The sequence below is a fragment of the Ideonella sp. FW305-24 genome (genome assembly GCF_058788035.1).
The window spans coordinates 21877-41584 of the sequence record NZ_JBYTAI010000012.1 but is presented as its reverse complement, the minus strand read 5'-3'; the positions used below and the strand labels follow the sequence as shown (position 1 = coordinate 41584).

Below are 19708 nucleotides of genomic sequence, written 5' to 3'. Positions count from 1 at the left end.
TCACCGCCCGCCAGCGCTGGCTCACTGCGCCAGCCAGCCGCCGTCCATGTTGATGGCGGTGCCGCGCATGTTGTCGGCCGCTGGCGAGCAGAGGAAGACCGCCAGCGCGCCCAGCTCTTCCGGCGTAGTGAACTGCAGCGAAGGCTGCTTCTCGGCCAGCAAGGTCTTCTTCGCTTCTTCCACGCTGACGCCCTGGGCCTTGGCGCGGTCCTCGACCTGCTTTTGCACCAGCGGTGTCAGCACCCAGCCGGGGCAGATGGCGTTGACGGTGACGCCGGTTGTTGCGGTCTCCAGCGCCGCCGCCTTGGTGAAGCCGACCACGCCGTGCTTGGCTGCCACGTAGGCGGACTTCTGCGCCGAGGCCACCAGGCCGTGCGTGGACGCCACGTTCAGGATGCGGCCCCAGTTGCGCTGCCTCATGCCGGGCAGCACCAGGCGCGTGCCGTGGAAGGTGGCGCTGAGGTTGATGGCGATGATGGCGTCCCAGCGCTCGACGGGGAAATCCTCCACCGGCGCGACGAACTGGATGCCAGCGTTGTTGACCAGGATGTCCACCGGGCCGAGTTCGGCCTCGCAGGCCTGGACCATCGCGGCGATCTCGTCCGGCTTGCTCATGTCGGCGCCGTGGTAGGCCACCTTCACGCCCAGCGCAGCGACTTCGGCCTTGGCCGATTCGTATTCGCCGAAGCCGTTGAGCAGGATGTTCGCGCCTTGCGCGGCCAGGGCCTTGGCGATGCCGAGGCCAATGCCACTCGTCGAGCCGGTGACGATGGCGGTTTTTCCTTTGAGCATGTGCGTTTCTCCGATGAACGAAAGAGCCGGGTGCCACGCGGCGGACAAGGAAACTCAGGCGCTGGCCGTCGTTCTCCGCCGGGGGTTGCTACAGTCGATTATCTGGTGCCCCACCCAAAATCCGAGCCCTCCATGAACAAGCCTTTGCACCTGCCGCGTGAACGCGAAGTCCAGTGCCTGGACGCCCGCGGGCTGCACCGCATGGCCTATGTGGAATGGGGTGAGGCCGACAACCCGCGCGTGCTGGTCTGTGCCCACGGCCTCACGCGCCAGGGCCGGGACTTCGACACGCTGGCACAAGCCATGGCCGGCGAATTCCGCGTGGTCTGCCCGGACGTGGTTGGCCGTGGCCGCTCCGATTGGCTGGCCGACCCGGCCGGCTACCAGATCCCCGCCTATGTGGCCGACATGGTCACGCTGCTGGCCCGGCTGGATGCGCAGCAGCTCAGCTGGGTGGGCACTTCGATGGGTGGCTTGATCGGCATGAGCCTGGCCGGCCTGCCGGGCTGCCACTTCGAGAAGCTGGTGCTGAACGACGTCGGCCCGAAGATCGAATGGGCCTCGCTGCAGCGCATTGGCCAGTACCTGGGCCAGCCTTCGCACTGGGCCAACCTGGACGAAGCGGCAGACGCGCTGTGGGCGATCTCCCAAGGCTTCGGCCCGCATACCCGCGAGCAGTGGCTGGCACTCAGCGCGCCGCAATTGAAGCCTGATGGTGACGGCTTCAAGCCGCACTACGACCTGGCGCTGGCGCAGCCTTTCCGCACCGTCACGCCGCAGGCCACCACCGCCGGAGAAGCCATGCTCTGGGCCGCCTACGACCGCATTGCCTGCCCGACGTTGTTGTTGCGCGGCGCAGAGTCGGATCTGCTGGCGCCTGAGACGGCCGCCGAGATGACACGGCGCGGCCCGCGTGCCACGCTGCACGAATTCGCCGGCGTGGGCCATGCGCCGATGCTGGTACAGCATGACCAGGTCGAGGTGGTGCGCGCCTTCCTGCTGGGCGATTGAACGCCGAATGAAAGTGAGCGCATGAGAAGTCAGCTCGGGCCGGACGGCGCCACCGCCCCCATTGTTTCGCTGGCCGGCGAGCTGGCTTCGCCGCCCGGCGTGCGGCCAGTCGAAGACGGCGCCAGTGGCCTTGCAAGAGCCCGCGCCTTTGCCGAGCCGCTCTTGGCCGGCCGGGCGCTGGACACCGGCGAAGACGCGTTTGATCACGCCGAAGGCATGGCCGCGCTGCTGGCCGGCATTGGCGGCGCCCCATCGCTTCAGGCCGCGGCCTACCTGGTTTATGCGGCCGACTATCTGCAGCGGCCCGAGGAAGTGGTTGAGAAGGCCTTCGGCGCCTCCTATGCAAGCCTGGTCACGCTGACGCGCAAGCTGGTGCAGGTGCAGCGCGCCGCGCGCGAGGCCCAGGTCATGGGCACGGCGCGCCAGGCCGAGCAGACCGAGCGCGTGCGCAAGATGCTGCTGGCCTTCTCGAAGGACTTGCGCGTGGTGCTGCTGCGCCTGGCCTCGCGCTTGCAGACGCTGCGCTGGTACGCGGCCAGCAAGCAGGGTTGCCCGCAGGCGCTGGCGGCCGAGTCGGCCCAGGTCTTCGCCCCGCTGGCCAACCGGCTGGGCATCTGGCAGTTCAAGTGGGAGCTGGAAGACCTGGCCTTCCGCTTCCTGCAGCCCGAGGAATACAAGCGCATTGCCAGGCTGCTGGCCGAGAAGCGCGTGGAGCGCGAAGCCGGCGTGGAAGTGGTGCGCAAGCAGATGGGCGCGGACCTGCAGTCGCACGGCGTGCCGGCGGTGGTCTACGGTCGGCCCAAGCACATCTACAGCATCTGGAAAAAGATGCAGGGCAAGCAACTGCCGTTCGACCGCGTGATGGACGTGCGCGCGCTGCGTGTCGTCGTGGCCGACGTGCCGGCTTGCTACGCCGCGTTGAGCCGGGTGCAGGAACGCTACCGCGCGGTCGCCGCCGAATACGACGACTACATCGCCAAACCCAAGCCCAACGGCTACCGCTCGCTGCACACCGTGGTGCTGGGCGACGACGACCGGCCGATCGAAGTGCAGATCCGCACCCAGGCCATGCATGAGCATGCCGAATACGGCGTGGCCGCGCATTGGGCCTACAAGGAGGCTGGCGCCAAAGGCTATGCCGGCGTGGCGGCGGCAGGCGAATTCGAAGAGCGTGTGGCCGAGGCCCGCAAGGCCGTGCTGCGCCAGTTGCTGGCCTGGGAGCGCGACTTTGCCGGCCATGCCGAGCAAAGCCCTGAAGGGCGCTTCGATGACCGCATCTACGTCTTCACACCGCAGGCCACAGTGATTGAGCTGACGGCCGGCGCCACGCCGGTGGACTTCGCCTACGCACTGCACACCGACCTGGGCCACCGCTGCCGCGGCGCGCGGGTCGACGGCGTGATGGTGCCGCTGTCCACGCCGCTGGCCAACGGCCAGACGGTGGACATCATCGCCGCCAAGGAAGGCGGCCCGTCGCTTGACTGGCTCAACAGCGAGCTCGGCTTCCTGCGCAGCCCACGCGCCCGCGCAAAGGTGCGCGCCTGGTTCAACACGCAAGCGCAGGCCGGCACCATCGCGCGTGGCCGCGAGCTGGTCGAAAAGCTGCTGCAGCGCGAAGGTCGCACCTCGCTGAAGCTCGCGGAGTTGGCCGATCAGCTTGGCTTCAAGGACGCGGACGCGCTGTTCGAGCTGGTCGGCAAGGACGAATACTCGCTGCGCAACATCGAGCAGTTGCTGCGCCCGCCGCCTCCGCCGCCGCCGGACAACGAAATGCCGGTGCTGCGCCGGCCGAAGGCAGACGGGCAGGGCGCGCGCGGCGGCGTGCTGGTGGTTGGCGTCGAAAGCCTGCTGACCAACCTTGCGCGCTGCTGCCGCCCGGCGCCGCCGGACGCCATCGGCGGCTTCGTGACCCGCGGCAAGGGCGTGGCGATTCATCGGCTGGACTGCTCGAACTTCCGCTACATGGCCCAGCGCATGCCCGAGCGCGAGATCGCCGTTGCCTGGGGCGCGACGCCCAAGGACCGCGTTGCCGCCTACCCGGTGGACGTGTCCATCGACTCGGCCGAGCGCCCCGGGCTGCTGCGCGACATCACCGAAGTCTTCTCGAAAGAGAAGATGAACGTGACCGGCGTGCACAGCAGCACCCTCAAGGAAGCCAGCGGCAGAAGCCTGCGCATGGTCTTCACCGTGGAGGTGAGCGACGCCGCGCGCCTTCAGCAGGTGCTGAGGCAGGTGGCTGCCGTCTCCGGCGTGCGCCAGGTCCGTCGAAAGTAGTTGGAAGTTTTTTCAGGGCAGCTTGCCAACTTCCCGAAAACCGGCATATACTGCGAGGCTCAGCAGGCGCGTAGCTCAGTTGGTTAGAGCACCACCTTGACATGGTGGGGGTCGTTGGTTCGAATCCAATCGCGCCTACCAAATTCGGTAGGGAAATCAAGCACTTGGCGGCAACGCCAAGTGCTTTTTTTCTTGGCGGTACGAAAAAGTACGAAAAAGCGGACGCGATTGCTGGCGCTGTCTGTGGCCGCCGCTGCCGGCTGATGCTCACCTGTGCAGGGTCTCCTGTGCCAGCGCAGGCGGGGCCTTTGCCCGCGCGGCAGGTTGCTCACGCAGATCCCGGGATGCCGGACGGTCGCGCTGGGCTGTGGATGCGCGCTGCGTCAGGCGCCAGGCCGGTGCCTACGGCTCGCCTGGGCGCACTTTCGCCTTCGGCCGCGTTGCATGTTCTGTCGCTTGCTTGTCCTTTCAGACAACGCGTGCTTTGATCGCACCATTATCTTAATGAATAATAATCATTCTCATTCAATATGACAAACAGGTGACCTTGGGCAATCTCGCCCGGTCAGGCGTGTGGAGGCGCCCACAGCATGTCTTGCTTGCCCAGCAGTTCCCTGGCCGAAGTCTTCATTGGCAGCCGCTTGCATTTGCGCATGCTGGCCCAGCGCATCGTCGGCACTCTCGACCTGGCCGAAGAGGTCGTGCAGGAGGCCTACCTGAAGGTCGTCGAGCGGGCCAGCATCGAGGTCGTGGGCAAGCCGCAGGCGTTCTGCAGCCAGGTGGTGCGCAACGTGGCGTTGGACCACTACCGCCGGCAAAAAGTCGAATCGACTTACCGCATCTACTCCGACGATGGCGAACTGCCGCCCGTGGCGGGCGGTTTCACGCCGGACCAGCTGGTGCAGGACAGGCGCATGCTGGCCGCGGTCGACCAGGCGCTGGACACGCTGCCTGCTCGCACCCGCCATGCGTTCGAGCTGTACCGCCTCAGTGGCATGACGCAGCGCGACATCGGCAAGAAGCTCGACTGCTCGGCCACGCTGGTCAACTTCATGATCAAGGATGCGATGCAGGTGCTGATGAGCTGCCCGGTGCTCAGGACCGGCATGGCGGACTGAACAGCGCCGTTTTGGCCGGGCGAGGTGCATGTGTCGCACAAACAGGTGCAGCGAAATGCGCTGCGTCTGAAACATTGCGTGTTGTGAGGTAAAACGCGCTGCATGGATCACGACATGCAGCCACCGCATGATGCCGTCTGGCAGGCCGCCTGGGCCTGGGTGCAGCGGCAGCATGAAATGCCCGATCTGCCGGCTGTCGAGCAGGCCGCGCTTGTGGCCTGGTTGAACGAGGCTCCCGGCCATCGGGCCGCCTACGAGCGGGCCAGCAAGGTCTGGCTGATGACCGGTCTGGTGCCACCCGTCAACGACATCGACTTGCCGGACAGCGAAGAACGCTGAACCCGCACCGCCGGTCTCACGTTGCCGGCCTAAACAAATCGCCGCCCGGCGCGTCTTGAAGAACGACGGCGCATGCGCAGGCCTCGCGGCCTTGCCCATGCGTCTTCGCTCCCTTCAACCGCGCGAGGACGCCGATGTCAACCAGCTGCTTTGACCGAGAGGACGAGACCTTCATCGTCCTGGTCAACCACGAAGAACAGTATTCGATCTGGCCTGAATGGAAGGCCGTGCCCGGTGGCTGGAAGGCCATCGAAGGCGTGAAGGGCGACAAGAAGACCGTGCTCGCGTTTGTCGAGCAGGCCTGGGTCGACATGCGGCCACTGTCGCTGCGGCAATGGATGGCAGAGCAGGCCGAGGCCGGCCAGGGCGAAGCCGCCCAGGCGCCCGTCTCTCTGCAGTGAGCATGCCCGCCATGCCGGCTTCCGGCGTTGACCTGCTGTGCCTGCCTTGCGCAGGCGCCAGCGCCACCATGTACCTGCGCTGGCGCCGCCAGCTGCCGCCCTGGCTGCGCGTGCAGCCGGTGGAACTGCCCGGGCGCGGTTCTCGCCTGGACGAGTCCGCTGCCACCGATTTCGAAACGCTGGTGGCGCAGCTCTGCGCCGAGCAGCAGGCCGCCATGCGCGGCCGCTACGTGCTGCTGGGCCACAGCATGGGTGCGCTGCTGGCTTACGGCATGGCCTTGCGCCAGCAGCACGCCGGCGCGCCGATGCCGCTGGCGCTGGTCGTCTCCGCCAGCCCGGCGCCCGGCGCGCGCGACCCGGCGCGCTTCCAAAACCTGCAGGGCGACGAAGCGCTGATGGCCGACCTGCGCCGGCAGGGCGGCACGCCCGAAGAAGTCTTCGCCCATGCCGAACTGCGGCGCATGACATTGGACGTGCTGGCGGCCGACTACGCCGTCTGCCAGAGCTTCGAGCTGGCACTGCAGCAGGCAGCGCAGCCCTTGCCGTGCCTGTCATTGCCGCTGCAGGTGCTGGCCGGCCGGCAGGACGACATCAGCGCCGACGCGGTCCAAGCCTGGCGGCAGGTCAGCACCGGCCCGGCCAGCGTGGACTGGTTCGACGGTGGGCACTTCTTCATTCGCCAGCAGGAAGCGCAAACGCTGGCCTGCCTCACCCGTTCGCTGGCTCGCTTCGCGCCAGGCGCCGACCATGCAACGCCTGCCTTTGCCTGAGCCGCTGCAGCGCGACGTGCAGGTGCACCTGCTGACGCTGGACCTGCAGGCGCCGCTGGCCGAAGCGGACTGGCAGCTGCTGGACGACGGCGAACGTCGCCGCGCCCAGGCCTTCTGGTGCCATGCGGACCGCCTGCGCTTTGCCGCCACGCGAGCGGCCTTGCGCCGGCTGCTGGCACATGCCTGCGGGCGCGACCCGCGCAGCCTGTGCTTCGAGGCCGGGCCGCATGGCAAGCCGCAGCTGCAAGGCGCAGGTGTGGCAACGCCTGCCTTCAACGTCGCCCATGCCGGCCGCCATGCCTTGGTCGCCCTTGGCCATGTGGACTGCCTGGGTGTGGACATCGAATGCTGTGACGCAGTGGCCGACTGGACCGAGCTCGCGCCGCAACTGCTGTCCCCACGCGAGCGGCTGCAAGACCCGGTCGCCCGGCCCACATTGCCTGCCACCTGGGCAGCCAAGGAAGCCGTGCTGAAGGCCATGGGCCTGGGCATTGGCGAGCACCTGGGTGCCTGCTCGGTGCCGGCTGTGCCGGCCCACCCAGCCGCGCCTTATGAACTCGAACTGCCGCCGCACTGGCCGGCGCTGTCGGTCTGGCCGCTGCCGGTGCCGCACGGCCATGTGGCTGCGCTTGCCGCATCGCCTTCCTTTCCCTTGATGCTGCAGGACGCCGCATGACCTTCACCGCCGTGCCGGCCGCCAATCTCGTCGACCATCTGCGTCAGCTCGCCGAGCGCCGGCCCGGTGACACCGCGCTGACCGTGGTCGCCGCCGATGCGCAAGGTGCAGTGCAAGAGCAGGCCTTCAGCTACCGGCAGTTCGAGGCCCGGGTTCGCGCCCTGGCAGCCTGTCTGCAAGCCTCGTTTGCGCCCGGCGCGCGACTGCTGGTGGCGCTGGACAACGACCAGCATTACGCCTGCGCCATGTTCGCCTGCTTCTACGCCGGCATGGTGGCGGTGCCGGTATTCCCGCCGGAACCTCACCGGCCGCAGCACATGGCACGCCTGGCCGGCATTGCGGCCGACGCGCAGGCCGCAGGCGTGCTGACCCTGGCCGCGCTGCAGGCAGGCTGCGCCGCGCTGGGCGGGCTGCAGCCGGTGGCGGTGGACAGCGTGGACCAGACCTCCGCCGACGCCTGGCGCCCGCACAGCCCGGCGCCCGATGACCTGGCCTTCCTGCAGTACACCTCGGGCTCCACCGCCGCGCCCAAGGGCGTGATGGTCGGCCATGCCAACCTGATGGCCAACGAGCAGGTGATCCAGGCCTGCATGGGTGTGGTGCCTGGCGACGCGATGTTCGTCTGGTCGCCGCTGTTCCACGACATGGGCTTGATCGGCGGCTTGCTGCAGCCCTTCTTCAGCGGCATCCCTTGCGTGCTGGCCTCGCCCGCGTTTTTCCTGGAGCGTCCCATTCGCTGGCTGGAGATGATGGGCCGCCACCGGATCACCATCAGTGGCGGGCCGGACTTCGCCTACCGCCTGTGCCTGGAGCGCGTGAAGGACGCACAGCTGGCCACGCTGGACCTTTCGCACTGGCGCGTGGCCTACACCGGCGCCGAGCCGGTGCGCGCGGACACCATGCAGCGTTTCGCCCAGCGCTTCGCCGCCGCGGGTTTCGACGCCGCGGCCATCTACCCCTGCTACGGCCTGGCCGAAGCCACGCTGATGCTCACCGGCGGCCGGCGCGGCGATGGCCTGCACGCCCCCGTCTTCGATGCCGATGCATTGGCGCAAGGCCATGCCCGCGCCGCAGCGCAAGGACCGCAACTGGTGGCCTGTGGCGCGGTGGCGCCCGGACACACGCTGCAGATCGCTCAGGGCGTCACCGGTGAGCCTGCTGCACCTGGCCAGGTGGGCGAGGTCTGGGCCAGCGGCGCCAGCATCGCCCAGGGCTACTGGGGCCGGCCGGAGGCCACTGCGGCCGCCTTCGTGCAGCAGGCCGGCCAGCGCTGGCTGCGCACCGGCGACCTGGGCTTTGTGCACGGCGGGCAGCTCTACCTCGCCGGCCGGCTGAAGGACCTGATCATCGTGCGCGGGCACAACGTCTACCCGCAGGACATCGAGGCCGCGGTCGAAGCCGAAGTGGAAGCGGTGCGCAAGGGCCGTGTCGCGGCCTTCCCGGTCGAGCTGGCGGACGGTGAAGGCGAGGGCATCGGCCTGGCGGTCGAAGTCTCGCGCGGCATGCAGAAGCTGGTGCCACCGCAAGCCCTGGTCGCCGCGCTGGCGGCTGCCGTCAGCGCCCAGTGCGGCGAAGCGCCGGCGGTGCTGTTGTTGCTGAATCCGGGTGGCCTGCCTCGCACCACCAGCGGCAAGCTGCAGCGCAGCGCCTGCCGCCAGGCCTGGCAGGACGGCAGTGCCGATGCCTATGCCATCCATGCCCACGGCCGTTTCGTGCGTGGGGGCGACGACTCGCAGCCTGCTGGCACGGCACCGCTGCCCGGCGTGGAAACCGAGCTGGCCGGGCTGTGGCGGCAAGTGCTGAACATTGGCGGCGAATCCCCCGTCCCAGTCTCACGGGAATCGAATTTCTTCAGCTGCGGCGGCCAGTCGGTGCGGGCCGCCCAGCTCGCCGCCCGCGTGGCCGAACATTGGTCGCTGGCGTTTTCGCCGCAAGCCGTGTTCGCCCACCCTGTGTTGGCCGGGCAGGCGGCCGAGATCGCCCGGCTGCAGGCCGGTGGCGTGCAGCACGCGCTGCAGCGCATCGCCACTTTGCCCGCCGCGCTGCGGGAAGGGCCGCTGCCGCTGTCGCCGGCCCAGGCGCGCCAATGTTTCCTTTGGCAGCTGGACCCGGCCAGCCCGGCCTATCACCTGGGTGGCACGCTCAGGCTGGACGGCATGCTGCAGGCAACCGCCCTGCAAACCGCGCTGAACGCGCTGGCCCAGCGCCACGAAGCCTTGCGCACGGTCTTCGACTCCGCAGCCGGCCTGCAGCGCATCCAAGCGGCTCAGGCGCTGAGCCTGCCGCTGATCGACCTCGCCGGCCAGCCACCAGAGGCAGCTGCGCAGGCCATCGAAGCGCTGCACCGCCAGCCCTTCGACCTGGCCCGCGGCCCGCTGTGGCGCGTGGCGCTGATCCGCCATGCGGCCGACCGCCACACGTTGGCGCTGGTGCTGCACCACGTCGCGGCCGACGGTGCGTCCATGGCCGTGCTGCTGGACGAGCTTGCGCATCACTACAGCGCAACGGTCCAGGGCCAGGCCAGCGCCAACTTGCCAGCGCTGCCGCTGCAGGTGGCCGACCATGCCGTCTGGCAGCGCGACTGGCTGGCCGGCCCCGAAGCTGCGCGCCAGCTCGCCTGGTGGCGCGAACAGCTGGGCGACGAGCAGCCGCTGCTGCGCCTGCCGGCCGACCACGCGCGCCGCCCCGGCGTGCCGCTGCGCTCGGCCTGCCATGCCCTGCCGCTGCCCGCGGAGCAGGCAGCGCGCCTGCGCGCCGCAGCCCAGGTCGGCCGCTTCACGCCCTTCATGCTGCTGCTGGCCGCCTACCAGTGGCTGCTGCACGAACACACCGGCCTGCAGGACCTGCGCGTTGGCGTGCCGGTGGCGAACCGGCCGCAGCCCGCGCTCGAAGCGCCCATCGGCATGTTCGTCAACACCGTCGTGCTGCGCACCGAGCTGCATGGCGGCCTGTGCGTGGCGCAGCTGCTGGAACGGGTGAGGGCGGCATCGCTGGGCGCGCTGGCCCACCAGGCCTTGCCGTTCGAAGCGCTGGTGCAAGCCCTGCAGCCGCAGCGCGACCCGGCCCACAGCCCCCTGTTCCAGGTCATGTTCAACCTGCAGCCCGCGCTGCCGCAACCGGGCTTCACCGGCCTCACGGTGCAGGCCAGCCGCCTGCCGGACCTGGCAGCCGCCTTCGAGCTGAGCCTGGACGTGAACGAAACCGCCGAAGGTGGCTGGCAGCTCGAGTTCCACCATGCGGCCGATCTGTTCGTACCGGCCACCGTCGCCGGCTGGGCTGCGCGCTACCTGCGGCTCATCGACGAGGTGCTGGACGCCGCGCTGGGCGCTTCCGACCGCCGCCTGGCCGACGCCACCGTTTCGCCGACCATCGTGCAACAGACGGCCGCCGTTGCCGACCTGCTGGTGCCCGCCGCCATCGCCCAGCGGGCCCGCCAGCAGCCCGAAGCCGCGGCCTGGCACAGCGAGGCCGGCGAGCCGGTCACGTATGCCGAACTGCAGCGCCGGGTCGACCGCCTGGCCGGCCAGTTGCGGGCCTTGGGTCTGCCGCGCGAGACCCCGGTGGCCGTGGCGCTGTCGCGCTCGCCTTGGCAGGTCGTCGCACTGCTCGCAGTGCTGCAGGCCGGCGGTGTCTACCTGCCGCTGGAGCCCACGCTGCCGGCCGCGCGCCAGGCCGAGCTGCTGCAGGACAGCGCCGCCCGTTGGCTGTTGACCGAAGCCGCGTTGGCGCCCGGCCTGCAGCCGCTGGCATTGCCCGGCACGCGACTGCTTTGCCTGGACACACCTGTTGAGCCCAGCCCGCCTGCCGCAGTCATGCCAGCCTCGCATCCTGCGCAACTGGCCTACCTGCTCTACACCTCCGGCACCACCGGCAAGCCCAAGGCGGTCGCCGTGAGCCATGGCGCGCTGGCTTTGCACCTGGCCGCGATGGCGCAGCGCTGCAGCCTCACCGCCGATGACGTTTGCCTGCAGTTCGCGCCCTCGCATGTGGACGCGGCCATCGAGCAGTGGCTGATGCCGCTGTGGGCCGGCGCGCGCCTGGTCTGCCCGCCCGAATGGCCCTCGCAGGCCCAGGACCTGGCGGCGCTTTGCACGCGCCACGCCATCACGGTGGCCGACCTGCCGCCGGCCTACCTGCGCCAGTTGCTGCAAGACCAGGCTGCGCCGCCGGCCGCGCCACCGCTGCGCCTGCTGCTGTGCGGCGGCGAAGCCTGGACCTCGCAAGACCTGGCGCTGGCCCGCCGAGTGCTGCGGCCGCAGCAGGTGCTCAACGCCTACGGCCCGACCGAGGCCGTCATCACGCCGACCGCATGGGTTGCCGCGGCAGACTTCAACGAGGCGGCCGACGATGCGACGCGTGGCTTGCCAATCGGCACCCCCGTTGGTGCGCGCCAGGCCTGGGTGCTGGGCGACAGCCTGCAGCCGCTGCCGCCCGGCGTGCCCGGCGAGCTCTACCTCGGCGGCGAGATCCTTGCGCGGGGCTACCTCGGCCGCGCCGCGCTGAGCGCCGAGCGCTTTGTCGCCAATCCATTCGACGCCGCCGGCGGCCGGCTCTACCGCACCGGCGACCGCGCCTGCCTGCGACCGGACGGCCAGCTGCTGTGCCTGGGCCGCGTGGACGACCAGGTCAAGCTGCGCGGCTGGCGCATCGAGCTCGGCGAAGTCGAGGCGGCGCTGTGTGCGCTGCCCGGTGTGCGCGAGGCGCTCGCGGGTCTGCAGGCAGGCCCGCAGGGGTCGGTGCTGGTGGCCGCCGTGGTGCCGGCGGCCGGTGCCACGCTGGCGGCCGACACGCTGCGCCAGGCGTTGCGAGCGCAACTGCCCGAACCCATGGTGCCCAGCCTGCTGGCGGTGCTGCCACAGCTGCCGCTGACGGCCGGCGGCAAGCGCGACCGGCGCGTGCTGGCCGAGCGGCGCCTGCCTGCGCGCCCGCAGTCGGAAGACGTGGCGCTGCCGCAAGGCGAGCTGCAGCAAGCCCTGGCGGCGGCCTGGGCCGAGGTGCTGGGCCTGGCGCGTGTCGGCCTGCACGACAACTTCTTCGACCTCGGCGGCAACTCCCTGCTGCTGATGCGCCTGCACGGCCAGTTGACCCAGCGCCTGGCGCCGGCCCTCACGCTGATGGCGCTGTTCAGCCATCCCACCGTGGCCGCGCTGGCGCGCCACCTCGGCGAGCCCGCCGCGATGGCGGCCAGCCTCGCATCCGTCGCCGATGACCCACAGGCCCGCGCCCAACGCCAACGCGCAGCGCAGCGCCAACGCCAGTCGGCCAGACCCAGGACCTCGTGATGAACAGCGCCTCCGCTTCCCCTTTGCACGACGCCGACGTGGCCGGCACCGACATCGCGATCATCGGCATGGCCGGCCGCTTCCCCGGCGCGCCGGACCTGGCCAGCTACTGGCGCCTGATCCGTGACGGTGCCGAGGCGCTCACGCCCTTGAGCGACGCCACGCTGCGCGCGCAAGGTGTCAGCGAAGCACAGCTGGCCGATCCCGACTTCGTCAAGGCCGGCCTGCCGCTGCCCGGCGTGGACCAGTTCGACGCTGCGCTGTTCGGCTACTCGCCACGCGAGGCCGCGCAGCTGGACCCGCAGCAGCGCCTGTTCCTCGAATGCGCCTGGGAGGCGCTGGAACACGCCGGCCACCATGGCGAGGCGCGTGCCGCTTCGGTGGGCGTCTATGCCGGTGAAGGCCCAAACCTGTACCTGATTCAGCACCTGCTGCCGGGCGCCGGCCTGGCCCCGGGCGCCGGCATCTCGGACCTGCTGGGCCTGATGAGCGGCAACTCCTCCGGCTCGCTGTGCACCCGCGTGGCCTACAAGCTGGACCTGCGCGGCCCGGCCGTCAGCGTGCAGACCGAATGCTCCACCTCGCTGGTGGCCGTGCACATGGCCTGCCAGGCGCTGCTGAGCCAGGAGTGCGACACGGCGCTCGCCGGCGGTGTCTGGCTGAACCTGCTGGCCGAAGGCGGCTACCAGCACCAGCCCGGCGCCATCCTGTCGCCCGACGGGCACTGCCGCGCCTTCGACGCGCAGGCCGCCGGCACCGTGATCGGCAGCGGCGCCGGCATCGTGGTGTTGAAGCGCCTGGACGAAGCACTGCGCGACGGCGACACGGTGCACGCCGTCATCAAGGCCACGGCCGTCAACAACGACGGCGCCGACAAGATCGGCTTCACCGCGCCCAGCATTGCCGGCCAGTCCGCGGTGATCCAGGCCGCGCTGGCGCTGGCGGGTGTCTCGCCGCGCAGCATCGGCTATGTCGAGGCCCACGGCACCGGCACCGTGCTGGGCGACCCGATCGAAGTCGCCGCGCTGACCGAGGCTTTCCGCGTGGGCACCGCCGACAGCGGCTTCTGCGCCCTCGGCTCGGTCAAGACCCAGATCGGCCACCTGGATGCTGCCGCCGGCGTGGCCGGGTTGATCCGCGCGGCGCTGGCGCTGCAGCACGCCACGCTGCCACCCAGCCTGCATTTCACGCAGCCCAATCCGCGCATCGATTTCGCGCGCAGCCCGTTCTACGTCAACACCCAGGCCAGGCCCTGGCCGGCCGGTGACACGCCGCGCCGCGCAGGCGTCAGCTCGTTTGGCATTGGCGGCACCAATGCGCATGTGGTGCTGGAAGAAGCGCCGGCCGTGGTGACCGAGCCAGACGACGGTGCGTGGCAGGTGCTGCCGCTGGCTGCGCAGAGCGCCACTGCCGTTCGCCAGGCCGGGCTTCGGCTCGCCACCGAGCTGCAGCAAACGCCAGGCCTGGCGCTGGCCGACGTGGCCTTCACGCTGCAGACCGGCCGGCGCGCGTTTGCGCAGCGTGGCGCCGTGGTGGCACGTGAGCGGGGGCAGGCGGCGGCAGGCTGGGCTGCGCCGCAACTGCAAGTCCGCACCGCCGGCGAGCAGCCGCCCGAGCTCGTCTTCCTGTTCCCCGGTGGCGGCACCCAGCATGCCGGCATGGGCCAGGCGCTGTACCAGGCAGACGCGGCATTCCGCGCCGAGATCGACGCCTGCTGCGCGCTGCTGCAGCCCGAGCTGGGGCTGGACCTGCGCACGCTGCTGTTCCCCGCGCCCGGCCACGAGGCCGAGGCCAACCGGCTGCTGGCGCGCATGGACATCGCCCAGCCTGCGCTGTTTGTCATCGACCATGCACTCGCCCAGTGGTGGCTGCGCCGCGGTGTGCGGCCGGCCGCGATGCTGGGCCACAGCCTGGGCGAATACGTGGCCGCCTGCGTCGCGGGGGTGTTCACGCGCGACGACGCGCTGCGCCTGGTGGCCGCCCGTGGCCGGCTGCTGCACAGCCTGCCCGCAGGGGCGATGAGCGCCGTCACACTTGCGCCCGAGGCGCTGGCCCCGCTGCTGCAGGACAGTGGCTGCGACCTGGCGGCGGTCAACGCCGAACAGGTGTGCGTGTTCTCCGGGCCCGAAGCCGCAGTCGCCACGCTGGAGCAGCGGCTGCTGGCGCTGGGCCATTCGCCGCGCCGCCTGCATGTGGCGGTGGCCTCGCACTCGGCCATGACGGACCCGCTGCTGCCGGCGCTGCAGGCGCTGGTCGCAGCCGTGCCGCGCCAGGCGCCGCGCTGGCCGTTCATCTCGAACGTGACCGGCCAGGCGATCACCGCGGAACAGGCACAGGACCCGGCGTATTGGGCAGCGCACCTGCGCGGCACGGTGCGCTTTGCCGACGGGCTGAATGAGGCACTGCGCGTGCCGGGCCGTGTGCTGCTGGAAATCGGCCCGGGCGAAACACTGACCGCGCTGGCGCGCCAGCATGCGCAAGCCGAAAGTGCTGCTGCCATCGTCGCCAGCCAGGCCCGCGCCCAGCAGCCCGAGCGCCATGCGCAGCAACTGGCGCAGGCCCTGGCCACGCTGTGGACAGCCGGCGTGGCGATCGACTGGCAGGCGCATCACGCGGGCCACAGCCGCCGCCGCGTGCCGCTGCCGGGCTATGCCTTCCAGCGCCGCCGCCATTGGGTCGAGCGCTCTAGCGGCGCTACCGCCGCTGCGCCCGCCGAAGTCTTCCATGCGCCCGCCTGGTCCCGCCTGCCGCGGCCCGATGGCGCGCGGCCGGTCGACTGGGTGCTGGTGCTCGGTGAACTGCACTGCAGCATGGCCACTGCCGTGTTCGAACAGGCGCGGCAACAGGGCAGGGCAGCGCTGTGGGCGCAACCCGGCGCCAGCTTCCAGCGCCACGGCCCGCAGCAATGGACCTTGCCTTTCGACAGCCGCGAGGCGCTGGCCCGGTTGTTGACGGAAGCCATCGCCACGCACGGCCCTGCCGGCCAGGTGCTGCACCTCGCCGGCCTGGGGACCCTCCCTGAAGGCGGCGAGGACGGCTGGCTGGCCCAACACTACGCCGGCCTGCTGGCGCTGGCCCAGGCACTGGACGCGGCCGAGCCAGGTGCGTCGCGCCGATTGGCGTTGACGCTGGTGGGCCAGGGCATGGAGGACCTCACCGGCAGCGAGCCCTTGTGGCCCGAGCGCAGCATGCTGCAAGGCCTGGCCAAGGTCATGGGCCAGGAATCGCCAGGCCTGCAGGTGCGTGTGCTGGACCTGCTGCCGCCCGCGCCCGAAAGCGCCGCCGAGCGCCAGCTTGCCGCCGCCGTGCTGGCCGAAGCGCTGTCTGCCGACACGGCCTCGCCGCTCGCGCTGCGCGGCCCGCATCGCTGGCACAAGACCTGGGCACCGCTGGCGCTCACGCCGGCCGCCAGCCCGCGCCTGCGCCGGCAAGGCGTCTATCTGATCACCGGCGGCCTGGGAGGGGTGGGCCTGGCGCTGGCGCAGCACCTGGCGCAGCACTGGCAGGCCAGGCTGGTGCTGCTGGGCCGCAGCGCACTGCCGCCGCGTGCGCATTGGCCCGCCATCGCCGCGGACGCTGCCCAGCCCGCGCCTTTGCGCGAACGCCTGGCCGCGCTGCTGGCCCTGGAGGCCGCAGGCGCGCAGGTGCTGACGCTGGCCGTGGACGTGGCCGACGCTGCCGCGGTGCGCCAGGCCATCGCGCAGGCGCGCCAGCACTTCGGCGCGCTGCATGGCGTGGTGCACGCGGCCGGCGATGCGGGCGGCGGCATGATCGCCCACCGCAGCCTGGCGCAGGCCCAGGCGGTGTGGGCCGCCAAGCGCCTGGGCAGCCGCGCGCTGCTGGCCGCGCTGGACGAAGCACCGGCCGCGCAGGCCCCGGACTTCGTGCTGCTCTGCTCCTCCATCGCCAGCCTGGCCGGCGGCCTGGGCATGAGCGACTACGCCGCGGCCAACCTCTACCTGGACGCCTTGGCCACCGCGCGCCACCGGGAAGGCGGCTACCCGGTGATCTCGGTCAACTGGGATGCCTGGCGCGACCTGGGCATGGCCCGCGGGCTGGTGCTGCCCGAAGGCCTGGGCATGAGCGGCCCGGAAGGCGCACTGGCCTTCGAGCGCATCGTCAACGGCCCGGCCGTGCCGCAGGTCGTCATTGCCACCACCGATCTTTCCCGCCGCCTCGGCCCGCTGGACAGCAGCCTGCTCGAAGGCCTGGACGAGACCGAGGCACCGGCCGCCGCGCCCGCTGCCGAACGCCACCCCCGGCCGGCCCTGGCCACGCCTTTTGTCGCCCCGGCCAGCGCGCTGGAGCAGGTCTTGGCGGCGGCCTGGTCCGAGCGGCTGGGCCTCGCGCCCATCGGCTTGCACGACAACTTCTTCGAGCTGGGCGGCGACTCGCTGGTCGCGATCCAGCTGCTGTCCCGCCTGCACAAAAGCCACGGCCTGGCGCTGCACCCCAGCGAGTTCTTCAAGGCACCCACCCTCGCAGCGCTGGCTGCCCACATGGGCGCGCAGCAGGCCGAGCCCGCGGCCAGCCAGCTCATCGTGCCAGTGCCGCGCGATGCGGCCTTGCCGCTGTCGCCGATGCAGCGCCGGCTGTGGCTGGTGGACCGCCTCGGCAGCGCGGACGATGCGCTGGGCCGCGCCGCCTACAACATGTCGGCCGCACTCGCCTGGCATGGCGCACTCGATTCCCTCGTGCTGGCCCGGGCCATCAACGCCATCGTCGCGCGCCACGAAACGCTGCGCACGGTTTTCACCGAAGACGGCGACGGCGCACCGGTGGCCCAGGTGCACGCAGCGCTGCAGATCCCGCTGCCTTTGACCGACCTGTCAGCGCTGCCCGGAGCCGAGCGCGAGGCGCGTTTCCAGGCCGGCTTCGATGCCTTCATCCGCGAACCGTTTTCGCTCGACCGCGGGCCGCTGATGCAGGCCGCGCTGGTGCGCCTGGCGCCGCAGCATCACGTGCTGATGCTCTCGGTGCACCACATCGTGTTCGACGGTTGGTCCATTGCCGTCTTCGCGCAGGAACTCGGCCAGAACTACGCAGCGCTGCTGGCGCCTCGGCCACCCGCGCTGCCGCCGCTCGCGGTGCAGTATGTGGACTACGCCACCTGGTACGCCGCCAGCCTGGCCGCACCCGAAGGCCAGGCCAGCGCGCGCTTCTGGCGCGGCCAGCTGGCCGGCGCGCCCGCGCTCAGCGCCTTGCCGGCGGACCAGGCAAGGCCCGCCCGCGCCTCGCAGGTCGGCGCCGCGGTGTCCACCTGCCTGGACGCCGAGTTGACCGACGGTCTGCAGCGCCTCGCCCGCGCCCACGAGGCCTCGCTGTTCCAGGTGCTGCTGGCCGCCTTCCTCGCGCTCACGCATCGCCTGTGTGGCCAGGACGACCTGGTGATCGGCACCGATGTGGCCGGCCGCCGGCACCCGGACCTGGAGCCGCTGATCGGCTTTTTCGTCAACGTGGTGCCGCTGCGTTCGCGGCTGCCCGCCGCCACCGGCAATGAAGCCTGGCCCTCGTTCACCGACTGGCTGCAAGCCAGCCAGCGTGCGGCGCTGCAGGCGCTGGACCACCAGGCGACGCCGTTCGACGAGATCGTCGAGCTGGCCGGCGTGCCCCGCCAGCGCGACCGCAACCCGCTGGTGCAGATGCTGTTCGTGCTGCAGAACACGCCCGAGGTGCGCTTCGAGCTGCCGGGCGCGCGCATCGAGGTGCTGCCGCAGCAGCTCAACGAATCCAAGTTCGACCTCGCCGTCTTCGTGCGCCAGGACGGCGGCGCGCTGCAGGTCGACTGGGTCTACGCCACCGCGCTGTACGAGCGCGAAACCGTGGCCCGCCATGCCCAGGCCTGGCAGCAGTTGCTGCAGGCCATCGTGCAGCAGCCCGGCCAGCCGCTGCACACCTTGATGCCTTCTCCGGAGCGCCTGCCCATGACCGCTGACCATGCTTCGCCAACCGCCACGCCGCCGCGCAAGCTCGACACCTCCGCCAAGCTCGCCGCGCTGCAGGCGCTGAAAGGCCCGCGCGCCGCGGCGCCGTTGCAACTGGTCGGCGGTGCATTGCAGGCCCGCCCGCTGCAGCCCGGCCGCAACTTCCCGCTGGTGCTGCAAGCGCAGCAACCGGGCCTGGACCTCGCCGCCTGGGCGCGCGGCCATGCGGATGAGGTCGAGGCCTTGCTGGCGCGCCACGGTGGCCTGCTGTTCCGCAACACCGGCCTGCACACGCCGCAGGACTTCGAGCGCTTCGCCGAGGCCATCGAGCCTCAGCTCTACGGCAGCTATGGCGACCTGCCGAAGAAGGAGGGCGGGCGCAACACCTACCGCTCCACGCCGTACCCCGAGGACGAGATGATCCTCTTCCACAACGAGAGCGCGCACCTGGAGCGCTGGCCGCGCAAGCAGTGGTTCTTCTGCGAGCTGCCATCGCCGGTCGGCGGCGCCACGCCCATCGTCGACGGGCGCGAGATGCTGCGCCGCCTGCCCGCCGAGCTGGTGGCCGAGTTCGAGCGGCGCGAGCTGCTGTACGTGCGCACCTTCGTGCCGGGCCTGGACGTGCCCTGGCGCGACTTCTTCAAGACGGATGACCGCGCGGTCGTCGAGGCCCGGCTGGCGGCTGCCGGCATCGCCTGGCGCTGGTTCGATGACGACGCATTGCAGACCCGCAGCCGCGGCCCCGCGGTCATCCAGCACCCGGTGACCGGCGAGCGCGTCTTCTTCAACCAGGTGCAGCTGCACCACACCAGCTGCCTGGCGCCCGAGGTGCGCGCCGACCTGCTGGAAACAGTGGGCGCAGCGCGCATGCCGCGCCAGGTCTGTTTCGGTGACGGCGAGCCCATTCCGGACGCGACCATGGCCCAGATCGGCCAGGCCTACGAGGCCTGCGCGGTGCGCTTCGACTGGCGCCAGGGCGACGTGGTGATGCTGGACAACATGCTGGCCGCCCACGCACGCGACCCTTACCAGGGCCCGCGCAAGATCGTCGTCGCGATGGGCGCGATGTTCGAGCGCACAGCCCTGGCGCCACTGGCGTCGGCGAAGGTGGAGGACTGAAC

General features: G+C 70.8%; 10 protein-coding genes and 1 tRNA gene. 10 read left to right on the top strand and 1 reads right to left on the bottom strand.

Annotation, left to right across the window (positions count from 1 at the left end; translation table 11 throughout):
- Positions 1-21 precede the first annotated feature (21 nt).
- Positions 22-792, bottom strand: a complete 771-nt coding sequence (locus tag AC3WR5_RS25280) for a 3-hydroxybutyrate dehydrogenase (protein ID WP_492488055.1) — start codon at positions 790-792, stop codon at positions 22-24.
- Positions 793-924: 132 nt separating this feature from the next.
- Here AC3WR5_RS25280 and AC3WR5_RS25275 point away from each other — a divergent pair, with 132 nt between their 5' ends.
- The 10 genes from AC3WR5_RS25275 to AC3WR5_RS25230 all read left to right on the top strand — a co-directional run bounded on the left by AC3WR5_RS25275 (position 925) and on the right by AC3WR5_RS25230 (position 19706).
- Positions 925-1803: an alpha/beta fold hydrolase gene (locus AC3WR5_RS25275; protein ID WP_492488053.1), complete on the top strand. Its 879-nt coding sequence runs from the start codon at positions 925-927 to the stop codon at positions 1801-1803.
- A 21-nt stretch (positions 1804-1824) separates the two neighbouring features.
- Positions 1825-4077, top strand: a complete 2253-nt coding sequence (locus AC3WR5_RS25270; protein ID WP_492488052.1) for a RelA/SpoT family protein — start codon at positions 1825-1827, stop codon at positions 4075-4077.
- 64 nt (positions 4078-4141) lie between these two features.
- Positions 4142-4218: transfer RNA gene (locus AC3WR5_RS25265), tRNA-Val, on the top strand.
- Between the two features lie 458 nt (positions 4219-4676).
- Positions 4677-5195: a sigma-70 family RNA polymerase sigma factor gene (locus AC3WR5_RS25260; RefSeq protein WP_231012875.1), complete on the top strand. Its 519-nt coding sequence runs from the start codon at positions 4677-4679 to the stop codon at positions 5193-5195.
- 114 nt (positions 5196-5309) lie between these two features.
- Positions 5310-5534, top strand: a complete 225-nt coding sequence (locus AC3WR5_RS25255; RefSeq protein WP_492488051.1) for a FecR/PupR family sigma factor regulator — start codon at positions 5310-5312, stop codon at positions 5532-5534.
- Between the two features lie 134 nt (positions 5535-5668).
- Positions 5669-5935: an MbtH family protein gene (locus AC3WR5_RS25250; protein WP_141289948.1), complete on the top strand. Its 267-nt coding sequence runs from the start codon at positions 5669-5671 to the stop codon at positions 5933-5935.
- A 2-nt stretch (positions 5936-5937) separates the two neighbouring features.
- Complete coding sequence (locus tag AC3WR5_RS25245; RefSeq protein WP_492488049.1) at positions 5938-6705, top strand: thioesterase II family protein; 768 nt, start codon at positions 5938-5940, stop codon at positions 6703-6705.
- Positions 6683-7381: a 4'-phosphopantetheinyl transferase family protein gene (locus AC3WR5_RS25240; protein ID WP_492488047.1), complete on the top strand. Its 699-nt coding sequence runs from the start codon at positions 6683-6685 to the stop codon at positions 7379-7381. The genes AC3WR5_RS25245 and AC3WR5_RS25240 overlap by 23 nt, the downstream gene beginning before the upstream one ends.
- Positions 7378-12663, top strand: a complete 5286-nt coding sequence (locus AC3WR5_RS25235) for an amino acid adenylation domain-containing protein (RefSeq protein ID WP_492488046.1) — start codon at positions 7378-7380, stop codon at positions 12661-12663. Before AC3WR5_RS25240 ends, AC3WR5_RS25235 begins: the two co-directional genes overlap by 4 nt.
- Positions 12663-19706 carry an SDR family NAD(P)-dependent oxidoreductase gene (locus AC3WR5_RS25230; RefSeq protein WP_492488044.1) on the top strand — a complete coding sequence of 2348 codons (7044 nt, stop codon included), beginning with the start codon at positions 12663-12665 and terminating at the stop codon, positions 19704-19706. The genes AC3WR5_RS25235 and AC3WR5_RS25230 overlap by 1 nt, the downstream gene beginning before the upstream one ends.
- Positions 19707-19708 lie beyond the last annotated feature (2 nt).

What these genes read in the sequence shown, in the direction of transcription:
- AC3WR5_RS25280 (WP_492488055.1), bottom strand. Translation starts at nt 792, where the DNA reads ATGCTCAAAGGAAAAACCGCCATCGTCACCGGCTCGACGAGTGGCATT.
- AC3WR5_RS25275 (WP_492488053.1), top strand. Translation starts at nt 925, where the DNA reads ATGAACAAGCCTTTGCACCTGCCGCGTGAACGCGAAGTCCAGTGCCTG.
- AC3WR5_RS25270 (WP_492488052.1), top strand. Translation starts at nt 1,825, where the DNA reads ATGAGAAGTCAGCTCGGGCCGGACGGCGCCACCGCCCCCATTGTTTCG.
- AC3WR5_RS25255 (WP_492488051.1), top strand. Translation starts at nt 5,310, where the DNA reads ATGCAGCCACCGCATGATGCCGTCTGGCAGGCCGCCTGGGCCTGGGTG.
- AC3WR5_RS25250 (WP_141289948.1), top strand. Translation starts at nt 5,669, where the DNA reads ATGTCAACCAGCTGCTTTGACCGAGAGGACGAGACCTTCATCGTCCTG.
- AC3WR5_RS25245 (WP_492488049.1), top strand. Translation starts at nt 5,938, where the DNA reads ATGCCCGCCATGCCGGCTTCCGGCGTTGACCTGCTGTGCCTGCCTTGC.
- AC3WR5_RS25240 (WP_492488047.1), top strand. Translation starts at nt 6,683, where the DNA reads ATGCAACGCCTGCCTTTGCCTGAGCCGCTGCAGCGCGACGTGCAGGTG.
- AC3WR5_RS25235 (WP_492488046.1), top strand. Translation starts at nt 7,378, where the DNA reads ATGACCTTCACCGCCGTGCCGGCCGCCAATCTCGTCGACCATCTGCGT.
- AC3WR5_RS25230 (WP_492488044.1), top strand. Translation starts at nt 12,663, where the DNA reads ATGAACAGCGCCTCCGCTTCCCCTTTGCACGACGCCGACGTGGCCGGC.